Source organism: Nocardioides sp. NPDC101246 (assembly GCF_044767415.1).
Classification (GTDB): Bacteria; Actinomycetota; Actinomycetes; order Propionibacteriales; family Nocardioidaceae; genus Nocardioides.
This window is the reverse complement of sequence record NZ_JBIWNX010000003.1, coordinates 168,378-181,830: the sequence shown is the minus strand read 5'-3', so window position 1 is coordinate 181,830 and position 13,453 is coordinate 168,378. Positions and strand designations below refer to the sequence as shown.

The window sequence follows — 13,453 nt, the reverse complement described above, 5'->3', positions numbered from 1 at the left end:
GTACGTCGGCCGAGGCGTCACTTAGGTCGGCCGAGTTGGCAATCAGATGCCCACTCGGACGACGAGAGTGACCTTTCGGCCGACAGGGGTGACGCCTCGGCCGACGGGGGTGACGCCTCGGCCGACGGAGGTGACGCCTCGGCCGACGGAGGTGACGCCTCGGCCGACGGAGGTGACGCCTCGGCGGGTCAGTAGTCGGTGCGGTCCTGCTTGGCGAGCCAGGCGTCGAAGGGGTCGTACGCCTGCGGGATCCGCAGCTCGTCGACCTTGGTCGGCCAGTCGTGGTGCTCGTTGGCGCGGCCGGTGCCGAAGAGGTTGTAGAAGGCGAGGTCGTCGAACCCGCCCTTGGCCGCGTCGTCACGGTCGGCGGCGTAGACGACGCGGTCCAGCCGCGCCCACAGCGCGGTCGCCAGGCACATCGGGCAGGGCTCGCACGAGGTGTAGAGGGTGCACCCGGCCAGCGAGAAGCTGTCGGCCTCCTTGCAGGCGGAACGGATCGCGACGATCTCGGCGTGGGCGCTCGGGTCCAGGTCGCGGGTGACCCGGTTCTGGCCGGTGCCGAGCAGGATGCCGTCGCGGAGGATGATGGCCCCGAACGGACCGCCGCCGTTGTTGACGTTGCGCACGGCGAGTGCGACCGCCTGCTCCAACCACATGGTGTCAGTCATGCCGATTCCCCCTTGCACAGGCCCGAGGATCGATGTTTCCACTGTCATTCTGCCCCCGACATCACTCGACCTCGTGGAGGCGATCGTAGGTGGCGCTGATGGCCGAGACGCGGTCGCGCCCGGCCCGTCCACGCTGGTGGAGTACGCCGTCGGCGAGCACGCTCGCCAGCGACATCGGTGCCGCCAGCGAGTCGAAGGCGAGGGCGCCCTGGACCGGGCACTCCAGCCCGATGTCGGCACGGCCCAGATGAACCGTCCCGGTCGGGTCGGCGATCACGATCACCGTGCTCCCGGAGGTCGCGGCGGCGTCGACGAACCCTCCGAAGCCCGCGGGCCGGCGCCGCAGCCCGACCGCGACCACCACCGATCCCTCGCCGAGCTCGGCCAGCTCCTCGCCGATGACCTGGCCGGGAGCGGGCGCGAGCGTGACCCGCTCGCGGGTCTGGGTGAGCTGCTGGCGCAGATGGAGCGCGACCGAGTAGGAGTTGCGCCAGCCCGCGACCATCACCTCGCTCGCCCCGGCGATGGCCTCGATCGCCTCGGTGATGCCGGCCTGCTCCACGACCCGCGAGATCGCCGCTGCCTCACCCTCGGCGTGGGCGCTCAGGTCCGGGGCGCCCTCGACCCGTCGCGGCTCGCCGGCCGTACGCAGCCCCCGCAGGTGGTCGCGCACCTCGTCGAAGCCGTCGAACCCCAGCGACCGGAAGAGCCGGCTCATCGTGGCCTTGGACACCTCCGCGAGCGAGGCCAGCTCGGCCGCGCGGTAGGTCGCCAGGTCGTCGAGATGCTCCAGCAGCGTGTCGGCCGCCTTGCGCTCCTGGGGCGAGAGCGTCTGATAGGTCGCGGCGATCCGCCGGTCGATCCGCTGGTCGATCCGCTGGTCCACCGGGCTCATGTGGGCACTGACGCCCAGGCGTCCGGCTCGGTCGACCCGTCGCGCTGCAGGGTCGCCTCGATGAGTCCGTAGGGACGGTCGGCGGCGAAGAAGACCTCGTTCGGGTTCTCCAGGTCGAAGGGGGAGAGGTCGACGAGGAAGTGGTGCTTGTTGGGGCAGGAGATCCTGAACTCCGCGATCCCCTCGAACGCCTCCATCACCGCCCGGCCCATCTCGTGGATGGTCTGCTGCAGTGCGAGCGAGTGCACCTGCGCGAACGTGTCGAGCATGATCGCGCGGATCCGGTCGTAGGCCTCGTTCCAGTCCTCCGGATGGCTCTCCCACCGCCACCACGCGGTGACCTCGGTCGCCAGGATCCGGTCGGTCGTCTCGGCGAGGGTGGTGTAGCGGTCGCGCGGGAAGCCGTGGAACTCCGATCCGGTCGACTTGAGCACCACCAGGTCGCTCAGGCCGGAGAGGACGAAGGTTCGTTCGCCGAAGCGGTTGACCACGGCCGTACGCGTCTCCTGACCGCGCCGTGCGAATGAATGCTCGTTCGCCGGGATGCGGTCCCAGGAGTAGGACTCCGCCTTCATCACCGACCCGGTGACCCACGGCTGCTCGGCCCAGTAGGCGGTGAGGTCGAGCAGGAACGCCTCCGGCGAGGTGATGCCGAGCTCCTTGGCCTTCGCATAGACCACGTTCTTCTGGGTGTCGGTGGCGTGCACGTGCACGTTGTCACCCTCGGTGAAGGCCGTCGCGAAGTCGCCCCTGAGCTGGGTGGACACGTTCAGGTCGTGGATCGTGTGCCGCGCGCCCTCCCGGTCGACCTTGACCAGGCGTACCTCCGCCTTGCCGTGCTGGTTGGGGCCAAGAGTGATCGACATCAGCTTCCTCGATAGGTCGTGTAGGAGAACGGGCTGAGCAGGAGGGCGACGTGGTGGTGCTCGCCCTCGGTGACGGTGAACCCGACGCTCACCTCGGGAAAGAAGGTCTCGCGATCCTGCTCGGCGAACCACGGCCCGGTCGCGAAGGTCAGGATGTGCGGCCCGGGGAGCACCTCGCCCTCGAACCGCACCCGCCCGTCGGCGTCGGTGGTCGCGGTGCGCCCGCTGTCGTCGGGAAGGACCAGGATCAGGTCGAGACCCGCGGCGGGCCGGCCGAGGGCGGCGTCGAGGACGTGCGTGGAGACGGTGGTCGGGTGAGGCTGCGTCATGTGATCAAGCCTCGCAGCCGGAGCAACGCGATCTCGGCGAGCTGGCCCCTGGTCACCGTGATTTCGGTAGCCGGGTCGTTCTCCAGCCGCTCCTCGAGGAGGGCGAGCATCTCCTCGGCGCTGCGACCGGCCGCCCGCACCAGGTAGATCCGCCCGAACTGCTCCTCGTAGGCCACGTTCCCCGCCCTCAGCCGCGCCTGCACCTCGGCGTCGGCCGGGTCGACCCCGGCCTGCTCACGGGCGGAGAGCGCTGCGCTCGCCCCGTCGCTGGCGTGGCGTTCCCCGATCCGGGGGTGGTCGGCCAGGGCACCCTCGACCTCCTCGTCGGTCCAGGCCGACGCCAGCCGCTCCGCGGTTGCCAGCAGGGCACCCACGTCCGCATAGGGCCGCCCCGCGACCAGCCCGGCCGCCCACGAGGGGATCGCCACACAAGGCGCGACGACCCCCTCCGCCTCGTCGGCGGGCAGGGCATCGAACTCGGCGAGCGGCATGGTCACCACAGCAGCCTATGAAACGAGCGTTTCGGCGTCCGCAACGCAGGTTGCCGTTGTGTAACGCCCGGGGCGGCTACCCCGCGAAGCCCTGGGCCAGGGCGAGGAGGTCGCGGTCGCGGCCGGGTGCGGCGACCAGGCAGAGCCCTGCCGGGAGGTTGGTGGGGGTGCGGACCGGGACCGAGACGGCGGGGAGGCCGGCGATACCGGCGATGCAGGTGAGGCGCATTGTGTCGTCGCGCACCGCGGCCGCCTCGGCAGCGGTCGGTGCCACCGAGGAGGCGCTGGGGTAGGCGAGGACGCGGTCGCCGACGACGTCGAGGATCTCCGTACGCGCCTGCGCGAGCACCGCGCGCGCCTCGGCTGCCTGCTCCCGGGTCACCGACCGGGCCATCTCGAACCGACCACGCACCGCCTCTCCGAGCGTGTCGAGCCGGGTCTCCAACCAGGCCCCGTGGGTCTGCCACGCCTGGTAGGCCTGCCCGGTGACGAACGCCTGGCGCCACTCGTCGAGCCTGGCCGGCTCCCAGGTCAGCGGCTTGGCCTCGGGCAGCGCCTCGCTCACGGCGGTGGCGACGTCCTCCGAGGCGAGTCCGACCAGCGCCGGCACCAGGTGGATCTCGTCCAGCGACACAGACGAGGATCCGGGATCCTCCGGCAGCAGTACGTCACCCACAGCCTGCAGCAGGAACGCCGAACGCGTCATCCACCCGACGGTGTCGAAGGCCTTGGCGAGCGGAAGCAGCCCCTCGCGCGAGACGGCCCCGTGCGACGTACGGATCCCGTAGAGGCCCTGGTAGGCGGACGGGACCCGGATCGAGCCGCCGGTGTCGGTGCCGAGGCCGATCGAGGCCTGGCCGAGGGCGACGGCGGTCGCCGATCCCGATGACGAGCCACCGGGGATCCGCCCCGGAGCCTTCGGGTTCGGCGGTGCGCCGTAGTGGGCGTTGAGCCCCGAGAGGGAGTAGGCGAACTCCTCGGTGCGCGCGATCCCACGCACCGAGGCCCCGGCGTCGAGCAGGGCGGCGACGGCGGCGGCGTGCGACGGTGCCGTCGGCGCCTGCTCCAGCCATGCCGGGCTCCCGGCGCCGACCGCGAAGCCGGCGACCGCGAAGAGGTCCTTCACCGCGACGGTCTCTCCCGAGAGGGCGCCGTCGGCGGTGTGCGAGGAGACCAGCGGGTCGCCGACGACCCGCCAGATCCGGGTGTCGAAGGCCGGCGCGGGCGCCGAGACGTGGGCCGCGGTGACCTGCCAGCCGCCGTACTCGATCCGCACCGGGTCCCGCGCCCACAGCTGCGTCTGCAGTCCGCGCCCGCCGCGGTCGAGCTCGGTGACGGCCGCGATCAGCGCGTGGTCCTCGTCGATCACCTGCACGTGGGTCTGCACGATGCGCCGCTTCGGCGCGCCACCGCGCGATCCCCGGAAGGCAGCGATCTGCTCGTGCCCGACCAGCAGCCCGGCGGCATCGCCGCGCAGCGTCGTCGGGGAGTCGGCGAAGAGTGCGTCCAGGGCGGCGACGTCGTCGGACATCAGCGCGCTCTCGTACGCCCGGAAGGCCTGCAGCAGCCCGTGCGGGACAGGCTTGAGCTCAGTCATAGGGCGAAGTCTGCCTTGCGGATCGTGGCGTGTACGCCTTTGACGATGTCGACCACCTGAGAGATCCGGAAGTCGGTGGCCGCCGAGAGATAGGCGTAGGCGTCCTCCGGCGACATCCCGAACCGCGCGCTGAGCAGGGCGATCGCGGCGCGGACGCAGTTCTGCGCGGCCACGTCGAGGGACTCGTCTAGCCCGGTGGGGATGAGAAATTCCGACGTCTCCGCCAGCGGGCCGGCGAGCTCGCCGAACCGCGCGGCGGCCTCCTCGCGAGCAACCAGGTCGAAGCGGAGCGTCGCCCGCAGCGAGGCCTCCAACGCGGTCAGCGAGACCTCGCCGTCACCCTGCGCGAAGTGCGGGTCGCCGACGTACGCCAATGCTCCGGCGACCTGGACGGGCAGGTAGAGGGTCGCCCCGGCCGTGAGCAGCCGGATGTCGATGTTGCCGCCGTGCGAGCCGGGTGGGACCGAGTGCGGCCGCTCGGACCCCGGCACGGCGACCCCCATGATCCCGAGGAACGGGTCGAGGGCGAACGACGCCGGCCCGATCACCCCGCGCCCGTCGACGACGGGCGTGAAGACGCTGTGCACCGGCTCGTCGCCGCGCGGGAACTCGCCCGGCAGCGCGCCCCGCCCGTGCCGGTTCGACACGACCCCGTAGGGCACTCGCGGCAGCGTCTCCAGCACCGTGATCGCGAGCAGATCGCCGACCTCGGCACCCTCGACCTCGATCGGCCGCGAGACGACGTGCGGGCCGTCGACGCCGAAGGTCCGCTCGTAGCCGGAGGCAGCCAGGGCGACCGCGTCGGAGAGGACGTCCTCGACGCCGTGCGCGGCGAAGAACTTCTCCGGGTTCCGTCCCTGGTCCTCGAGGATGCCCTCGTGGGAGATCGTGTCCACGGTCACCGAGGTCCCCGGCGCGATGCTCAGCACGGGGGAGTCCGTCGCGCACGGCAGCCGCCCCCACAGCAGGTTGTCGACCTCGGCCGGAAGGTAGGTCGTGGAGCTGATCGGTCCGGTTCCCGGCTGCAGTGCCGTCACGGTGGGGGCAGTCATGGCCGAACCGTATGGAACGGATGTTTCAGGCTCGTGACGAGCGGATCGGCCGGTGGTTCAGAAGACCAGCGCGACGCCGAGCAGCACCGCGATGAGCAGCAGCGCCCCGGCGAGGATGAACCCGGTCGCGAAGGCCGGCAGCGGGCGCCGCTCCCGCATCGCACGCTCGACCCGTGCCCAGCGGACCGTCGCGAGGACCGTGCACAGGATCGCGGTGAGCACCAGCAGGGCGATCACCCCGATGCGTACGCCCTCCGCGGTGGGCACCTGGAACGAGTGCAGCGCGACCGCACCGGCGAGCAGGCCGAGCACGGTGCGGGCCCAGGCCAGGAACGTACGCTCGTTGGCCAGCGTGAACCGGGGGTCCGGCTCGGAGCCGTGGTCGTAGACCCAGTGCGGGTGTCGGGGGTCGGTCATGCCCCCATCGTCCACCACATCGGGTCCCGATCTAGATTATTACCCATGGGTAATAGCGAACAGGCCGAGTTCGATCGCGACATCGCGGTCCGCCGGATCGATGGGAAGACGTACGCAGCCGATCTGGCCCCCGGCTGGGTGGTCGGCGGCGGCGTCAACGGCGGCTACCTGCTCGCTGTCATCGCCAACGCGCTGCGGGCGCACCTGCCGAACCACCCGGACCCGATCGTGCTGAGCGCGTTCTACGCCGGCGCGAGCACCCCGGGGCCGGCGGAGGTCCGCATCGAGACCAAGCGTGACAAGGGCTCGCTGGCCATCGCGACCGCCGAGCTGTGGCAGGGCGAGGAGCTGCGGATCACCACCACGGCGACGTACGCGGACCTCGACGTTCTCCACGCCAAGAGCAGTGGTTTCGAGCGGGTCACCGCGACCGAGCCCGAGGTGCCGCCGCTCGATGAGTGCCTCTCCTCGACCACGGCACCCGAGGAGATGAAGAAGTTCGTGCCGATGCTGGACCGCTACGAGCTCTGCGTGCCGAAGGAGCAGTTCGTCTGGGGTGGCGCGAAGCCGAGCGGCGAGGCCGTCTTCACCGGCTGGTTCCGGCACCACGACCGCGAGCCCGACCCGATCTCGCTGCTGCAGGTGCTCGACGCGCTCCCGCCGGTGACCTTCGGGCTCGAGCTGCCGGGCTGGGCGCCGACCCTCGAGCTCACCTGCCACATCCGCCACAAGCCGGCGCCGGGCTGGCTCAAGGTCACCCACTTCTCACGCAACCTCTCGGGCGGCATGTTCGAGGAGGACTGCGAGGTCTGGGACTCCGAGGGCAAGCTGGTCGCGCAGGCGCGTCAGCTGGCTCGGCTGCCGCGCGCCTGAGGGGGTCGGCACGGGGTCAGATTTGAGTGCCGAGTCGGCGCATCCGACCCCTCTGGCTCGCTTCGCTTCGCCAGGCACGGGGTCAGATCCGCCGACTCGGCGCCATTAAGGGTCACATCGGGGCGCAGCGGTCCTTCCCGCCGTACGCGTCCCAGTGCCACGCCTCGGGCGCGTACTGCTTCAGCCCGACACTCAGCGCGGTCTTGTTCAGGAACCGCCACACCGCGCTGGCCGGCTCCGAGGCCCGCGTCGCGCAGGTCTTGCCGCCGGTCGCGCTCGGCTGCTCGAAGTCGATGGCGATGCCGAGCTGGTGGGAGGAGTGGCCGGGCTGCGCGGTGAGCGTGTAGTCGCCGGCCGGGCAGCCGCCGGTGACGTCCGTCTGGCACAGCGCCTTCTGCTTCTTCATGGTCCTGAACGAGCTGCCCGCGACCAGGTCGACCCCCTGCTTCGAGGCCTTCTTGACCAGCGCCGCCGCGGCCCCAGAGATGCGTGCGTTGACGACGGTCAGACCCTCGGAGCCGTCGATGTAGTAGGGGTCGCCCTTGGTGCTCTCGGTGCCGGTGTTGGGCAGGCCTTCGACTGCACAGAGCCGCACCGGGATCAGCTTGCCCTCGTCGTACCCCTCGCCCTCGCCGAGGTCCTTCGTCCCCGGCGAGCACACGAGCGCGGTCGAGTCGGCGCGTACGTCGCCTACCGGCTTCGTCGGCGCCGCGACCTCGAGGAGCTTGCCCTCGGTGGCGCCGGCGGCGCGCTGCTCGGAGGCCTTCACGGCGAGGTCGGCGAGGTGACCGGTGACCCCGCCTGCATTCGCGTCGGGGTCGGTCTGGCCGGCGTCCGGTGCCGTCTTCGGGACGTCCTCGGGGCAGGTCGCGATCGTCTCGCCCAGGGGCTTCTGGGTTCCGGCCGCGAGGGTGATGTTCGCGCACACGACCGTGGTGTGGTCGCGCTTGGCGTAGGTGTCCTGCCAGGTCCGGTAGCCCGCCACGGTGAAGCTGTTGCCGGCAGGATCGGCCTGCAGCGTACGCAGCTTCAGGCCGTCGCCGTAGGCGCCCGGCTGCTCCAGCCAGGTGCCGATGTCCGCGGCGGTGACCTCCCAGCCGACGCTGCGCAGCGACGCGACGGCCACCGACAGGTCGCTGCCGACGCCGTTGAGGTCGTCGGTCGTGGTCTGCTCCCACTTCTGCATCTGGTCGTAGAAGTCGTACGCCCCGTAGCCGCCGACCCCGACGAGCGCGAGCACCAGCAGCCCCGCGAGCACCTTCGGCCACCGCCGCTTCTTCGGCGGCTCGGGCCCGAACCGGCCGGGCCCGAAACCCTGCGGGTACGCCGGGGGCGGCTGCCCCGCGTACGGCTGCTCGGGGTAGGGCTGGTCCGGGTAGGGCTGCTCGGGATAGGGCTGGTCCGGGTAGGGCTGCTCGGGGTAGGGCTCCTGGCCGTAAGGCGGCTGCTCAGCCGGATACGGCTGCTGCTGTGCCGGCGGGTAGGGCTGCTGCCGATCCGGGTACGGCCGCTGCTCGGGGTAGCGCTGCCCGCCGGGGTAGGGCTGGTGCTGCCCCGGATGAGGCCGCTGCTGCCCGGGTCGGGGCTGCTGCTGGCCGGGATGAGGCTGCTGCTGTCCCGGGTGCGGCTGTTGCGGCCGCGCCGGATACGGCTGCCGTGGGCCGGGGAAGGGCTCCTGTCCCCGGTAGGGCGGGCGAGGCTCGCCGGGGCGCCGCGGGGGCCACTGCTGATCGCTCATGATCGGGCCCCGGACGGGGGCAGGCAGGCGAGGAGCAGAAGACGGCGGGGCACGGCGTTGGAGCGTACCCAAGAGACACCACTTTCCGGGTGTCTAGGGAACAATCTCACACGTGAACAGCCCCAAGACCGTAGTGGCCGCGGCGATCCTCAGCGCCGACGGCAAGCAGGTGCTGGCCGCGAGGCGTACGTCCCCGCCCGAGGCCGCCGGACGCTGGGAGCTCCCCGGCGGCAAGGTCGAGGAGGGCGAGACGCCCGAGGCGGCGCTCGTCCGGGAGATCGGTGAGGAGCTCGGCTGCCTGATCGAGGTGCTCGACTGGATGCAGGGCGAGTCGCCCATCGGGGAGGAGGCCAGGTTGGTCGCCGCGACCGCCCGGGTGGTCGCGGGGGAGCCGAGGCCGCGCGAGCACGACCAGGTCCTCTGGCTGGCCGCCGAGGACCTCGACTCGGTCGACTGGCTGGAGCCCGACCGCCCGTTCCTCGACGCGCTCCGCCACGTACTCGGCCTGCCCGAAGGCTCGACCGTGCGCGGCATCTTCTTCGAGGAGGAGGACGCCAGGTCGGCGGCGGCGACGCTGGAGCGCGAGGGCTGGACGGCCCGGGTCAGCCGGGAGCGCTACCAGGGCGAGGACGACGACGAGGACCACCCGTGGTCGGTGGAGACCGACGCCCCGGAGATGGTCCTGGAGCTGCTGGTGGACGAGTACGACGGCTGGCTCGACATCCCCGAGGACGCACCGGACGACTCGATCGCCCCCGAACCCGTCGACCTCCCCGACAACCCGAAGCGGATAAAGCGCCCCGACCTAGGATCGAGTTCGTGACTTCTCAGAAGAGCCTGCTGCTCGTGCACGCCCACCCCGACGACGAGACGATCGCGACGGGAGCGACGATGGCGAGATATCTCGCCGAGGGCGCCCGGGTCACGCTGGTGACCTGCACGGCAGGGGAGATGGGCGAGATCCTGGTTCCCGGCCTGGCCCACCTCGCCGCCGACCAGGACGACGCCCTGGGCGAGCACCGCCGCGGCGAGATCGCGGACGCGATGGCAGCCCTGAAGTCGCCCGACGGTCGCGAGATCGACCACCGCTGGCTGGGCGGATTCGGCAACTACCGCGACTCCGGGATGACCTGGAGCGAGGACCGCACCCACGCGCTACCCGACCCTGACGCCCGCGAGAACGCCTTCTGGTACGCCGACCTCAACGAGGCCGCCGACCACCTCGTCACGATCATCCGCGAGGTGCGCCCGCAGGTGCTGGTCACCTACGACGAGTTCGGCAACTACGGCCACCCCGACCACATCCAGGCCCACCGGGTCGCGACGTACGCCGCCCATCTCGCCGCCGTGCCGACCTACAAGAAGGAGCTCGGCGAGGCCCACGAGATCGACCGGATCTTCTGGACCGCGATCGCGGAGAGCTGGATCCGTGACGGGCTCCGGGCGGCCCGGGCGGCCGGCGACGAGGACGCGCTCGGCGGGATGGACCCGGAGGGCCCGCTGCCGATGGCCACGCCCGACGTCGACATCGCCGCCGCGATCGACGGCACCGCCTACGCCGACCAGAAGGTCGCCGCGATGCGTGCCTACCCCACCCAGATGGACATGGAGCAGGGCATGTTCGCGATGACCAACAGCCTCGGCACGACCGCGTGGTCCCACGAGCATTTCCGGATCGCCCAGGGAGACGTCGAGGAGACCACCCTGACCGATCTCTTCGCCGGGTTGTGAGGCTGCTCGGCGGCTTGGCTCGTGGTGGGGCCGGTCTCCTCCTCGGCCTCCTCGTCGGGGTCGCGGCGGTCGCCGTCCACCCCTGGTGGTGGGGTCTGCTGCTCGCCGTGGCCGCATCCTCGGCGCTGCTGATCGTGCTGCCGCGGGGAGTCTCGAGGATCGCGTACGCCGCGGCCTGGGCGATCGTGGTCGCGCTGGCCGCGACGCCGAGGCCGACGGGCGGGTACGCCGTCGCGGGCGACGTGGCGGGATACCTGATGATCTTCTGGGCAGTGCTGATGATCGTGGTGGCCACCGCGACCGTGTCGCGGGTCGCTTCCCGTGCTGATCAGGACCTCCCCGGGAAGTGACGAACGTCCCAAGATGGGCTACGGGTTCGGCCTAGGGGGGTATAGGTCCTAGGCTCTCCCGCATGTCCACTGAGCCCGAGGCCTTCAAGGCCCCCGAGCCCGCGAAGCAAACTCACGCGGCCGGGTCCAACGCCAGCCAAGCTGGCGCGGACGATGCTGCCATCGAGACGATCATGATTCCTCAGATCGAGATCGACGCCCGTGTTGCCGAGTCCACGGGTGCCAAGCCGGTTCCGACCGTTCCCGATGACGAGCCCGACGGTGCGACCCGCGTGGTCCCTGCCGGCGACTTCGACGAGGATCTGGCCGAGGAGACCCTGCTGCGCAGCACGATGCTGCGCTCGGAGCTGCCCAAGCGTGCGGAGCTGCCCGAGGAGGACAACTTCCTGTTCGTCTCGAAGAACCGGAAGTTCGCCCCGGAGCCGGACGCGGTCGACGCCGCCCCCGACCTGGCCAGCGAAGCGGCCACCGAGATCGCGCTCGACAACCAGGCCCAGGACACCCCCGACCTCGATGACGAGCCGCTCGAGGCGACCGTCATGGGCGTTGGGCCGTTTGTCGTGCACGAGCCGGGCCCTGCCGACCCTGCTCACGACCATCCCGCCTACGACCACGCCCCTTACGACCACGCCGCCTACGACCACTCCGCCTTCGAGCAGCCCGACTACGCCCAGCCGGTCGCGGCTGAGCGCAAGCCGCTCGGCACCGGCACCAAGGTCGCGGTCGCGGTCGCCGGCGGGGTCGCCGTCCTGGCCTTCGCCGGATGGGCTGCTGCGTACGCCGTCGCCGGGGAGAAGATCTCCGAGGGCACCACGGTCGCGGGCGTGGACATCGGCGGCATGACGGCCGCCGAGGCGACGCCGCTGCTGGACCAGAAGTTCGCTCCCGCCCACAGCCAGCCGATCAACGTGACCGCCGGAGACAGCACGACCGAGGTCAACCCGGCCGACGCGGGCCTGAGCTTCGACGCCGAGGCGACGATCGAGAAGGCCAATGCCGTACGCAGCTGGAGCCCGGTCAAGCTGTGGAAGCACTTCACCGGCGGTGGCGAGATCGAGCCCGTCGTCAAGGCCGACGACAAGCTGATCGCCAAGGTCGCGGCCAAGGTCAACAAGCGCGCCGGCACCCCCTTCAAGGACGGCGACGTCGTCATCAAGAAGGGCAAGGTCAAGACCACCCAGCCGGTGGCCGGCGAGGGCGTCAGCGACGACGCGCTTCGGACGGCGCTAGCCGGTCAGCTGCTCGTCGAGGGCGACCGCAAGGCCGACGTACCGCTCGCGGAGCTCACCCCCGACGTCGACGAGGCCGACGTCCAGGAGGCGGTCGACAAGGTCGCCACCCCGGCGGTCTCCGGGCCGATCACGCTGAAGTTCGAGAAGACCCCGGTGGAGCTGTCCCCGAAGGAGTTCGGCGACGCGATCCGGTTCGACCCCAAGGACGGCGAGCTGCAGGCCTCGGTCGCGCCCAGCAAGCTCAAGAAGGTGCTCAAGAAGGCCCTCGCCGACGACGCCGCCAAGCCGGTCGACGCGACCGTCAAGATGGTCAACGGCGCCCCGAAGGTCATCCCCGCCAAGCCCGGGGTCACCTTCAACCAGAAGGACCTGGAGGCGGTCTTCCTCGACGTCGTCACCGCTCCCCAGGGCGAGCGCACCGTCGAGGTGAAGTCGAAGGTCGCCAAGCCCAAGGTCACCACCGAAGAGGCCAAGGCCTGGGGCGTGAAGGAGAAGGTCTCCACCTTCACCACCAACTTCCCCTACGCCGAATACCGCAACGTCAACATCGGCCGCGCCGCCGAGCTGGTCAACGGCACCGTGCTCGCGCCGGGGGACACCTTCTCGATGAACGGCATCGTCGGGGAGCGTACGGCGGCCAACGGGTTCACCAAGGGCTGGATGATCCAGAACGGCGTCTTCCGTGAGGACTACGGCGGCGGTGTCTCGCAGATGGCGACGACCACATTCAACGCGATGTTCTTCGCGGGTCTCCAAGACGTCGAGCACAAGGCGCACTCGCTCTACATCGACCGCTACCCGATCGGTCGGGAGGCGACCGTCGCCTGGCCCTCGCTGGACCTGAAGTTCAAGAACAACACCAAGTACGGCGTCCTCATCCGCTCCTGGGTCAACCCCGCCAGCGGCAGCAGCCAGGGTTCGGTGACCGTCGAGATGTGGTCCACCAAGATCTACGACATCAAGGCCCGCACCGGCGAGCGCTACGACTTCAAGGCGCCGGGCAAGCAGAAGATCACCGACGGCAACTGCGAGAACACCGTGGGCGCCCAGGGCTTCTCGATCAACGTCTGGCGCGACTTCTACAACGCCGGATCGGGCTCGAAGGTCGACACCCAGACCTTCAAGACCACCTACATCCCGCAGGACGAGGTCGAGTGCACCGACGAGTCGGAGAAGCCGCCGCCGCCCGCGGACCCCAACTGACCCGAGTCGGC

Annotated in this window: 14 protein-coding genes; 5 read left to right on the top strand and 9 right to left on the bottom strand. The window is 70.9% G+C overall.

Annotated features, from left to right (window positions below; translation table 11 throughout):
- Positions 1-188 precede the first annotated feature (188 nt).
- From ACIRON_RS06340 to ACIRON_RS06305, 8 genes are all read right to left on the bottom strand, one after another.
- Entirely contained in the window at positions 189-668 is a 480-nt protein-coding gene (locus ACIRON_RS06340) for a nucleoside deaminase (protein ID WP_091048963.1), read from the bottom strand.
- 61 nt (positions 669-729) lie between these two features.
- Entirely contained in the window at positions 730-1,563 is an 834-nt protein-coding gene (locus ACIRON_RS06335; RefSeq protein ID WP_402990408.1) for a MurR/RpiR family transcriptional regulator, read from the bottom strand.
- Positions 1,560-2,429: a factor-independent urate hydroxylase gene (gene pucL, locus ACIRON_RS06330; protein WP_402990405.1), complete on the bottom strand. Its 870-nt coding sequence runs from the start codon at positions 2,427-2,429 to the stop codon at positions 1,560-1,562. Before pucL ends, ACIRON_RS06335 begins: the two co-directional genes overlap by 4 nt.
- Positions 2,429-2,758, bottom strand: a complete 330-nt coding sequence (gene uraH / locus ACIRON_RS06325; protein ID WP_402990402.1) for a hydroxyisourate hydrolase — start codon at positions 2,756-2,758, stop codon at positions 2,429-2,431. Before uraH ends, pucL begins: the two co-directional genes overlap by 1 nt.
- Positions 2,755-3,249 (bottom strand): 2-oxo-4-hydroxy-4-carboxy-5-ureidoimidazoline decarboxylase, encoded by a 495-nt coding sequence (gene uraD / locus ACIRON_RS06320; protein WP_402991186.1) that lies wholly within the window; start codon positions 3,247-3,249, stop codon positions 2,755-2,757. The genes uraH and uraD overlap by 4 nt, the downstream gene beginning before the upstream one ends.
- A gap of 76 nt (positions 3,250-3,325) precedes the next feature.
- Positions 3,326-4,846, bottom strand: a complete 1,521-nt coding sequence (locus ACIRON_RS06315) for an AtzH-like domain-containing protein (protein ID WP_402990399.1) — start codon at positions 4,844-4,846, stop codon at positions 3,326-3,328.
- On the bottom strand, positions 4,843-5,898 hold the full coding sequence (locus ACIRON_RS06310) for an acetamidase/formamidase family protein (RefSeq protein WP_402990396.1): 1,056 nt from the start codon (positions 5,896-5,898) through the stop codon (positions 4,843-4,845). Before ACIRON_RS06310 ends, ACIRON_RS06315 begins: the two co-directional genes overlap by 4 nt.
- 57 nt (positions 5,899-5,955) lie before the next feature.
- The gene (locus ACIRON_RS06305) at positions 5,956-6,315 is read right to left on the bottom strand and encodes a YidH family protein (RefSeq protein ID WP_402990393.1); all 360 of its coding nucleotides are present in this window, start codon (positions 6,313-6,315) and stop codon (positions 5,956-5,958) included.
- 45 nt (positions 6,316-6,360) lie between these two features.
- Here ACIRON_RS06305 and ACIRON_RS06300 point away from each other — a divergent pair, with 45 nt between their 5' ends.
- Positions 6,361-7,188 carry a thioesterase family protein gene (locus ACIRON_RS06300; protein ID WP_402990390.1) on the top strand — a complete coding sequence of 276 codons (828 nt, stop codon included), beginning with the start codon at positions 6,361-6,363 and terminating at the stop codon, positions 7,186-7,188.
- 112 nt (positions 7,189-7,300) lie between these two features.
- Here the strand turns inward: ACIRON_RS06300 and ACIRON_RS06295 are convergent, their stop codons facing one another.
- Complete coding sequence (locus tag ACIRON_RS06295; protein ID WP_402990387.1) at positions 7,301-8,926, bottom strand: D-alanyl-D-alanine carboxypeptidase family protein; 1,626 nt, start codon at positions 8,924-8,926, stop codon at positions 7,301-7,303.
- 112 nt (positions 8,927-9,038) lie between these two features.
- Between ACIRON_RS06295 and ACIRON_RS06290 the strand changes: the two genes are divergently transcribed.
- From ACIRON_RS06290 to ACIRON_RS06275, 4 genes are all read left to right on the top strand, one after another.
- Positions 9,039-9,749 (top strand): (deoxy)nucleoside triphosphate pyrophosphohydrolase, encoded by a 711-nt coding sequence (locus tag ACIRON_RS06290; protein ID WP_402990384.1) that lies wholly within the window; start codon positions 9,039-9,041, stop codon positions 9,747-9,749.
- Positions 9,746-10,657, top strand: a complete 912-nt coding sequence (gene mshB / locus ACIRON_RS06285; RefSeq protein WP_402990381.1) for an N-acetyl-1-D-myo-inositol-2-amino-2-deoxy-alpha-D-glucopyranoside deacetylase — start codon at positions 9,746-9,748, stop codon at positions 10,655-10,657. Before ACIRON_RS06290 ends, mshB begins: the two co-directional genes overlap by 4 nt.
- Positions 10,658-10,671: 14 nt before the next feature.
- The gene (locus ACIRON_RS06280; RefSeq protein ID WP_402990378.1) at positions 10,672-11,007 is read left to right on the top strand and encodes a hypothetical protein; all 336 of its coding nucleotides are present in this window, start codon (positions 10,672-10,674) and stop codon (positions 11,005-11,007) included.
- Positions 11,008-11,069: 62 nt separating this feature from the next.
- Positions 11,070-13,442: a VanW family protein gene (locus ACIRON_RS06275; protein ID WP_402990375.1), complete on the top strand. Its 2,373-nt coding sequence runs from the start codon at positions 11,070-11,072 to the stop codon at positions 13,440-13,442.
- Positions 13,443-13,453 lie beyond the last annotated feature (11 nt).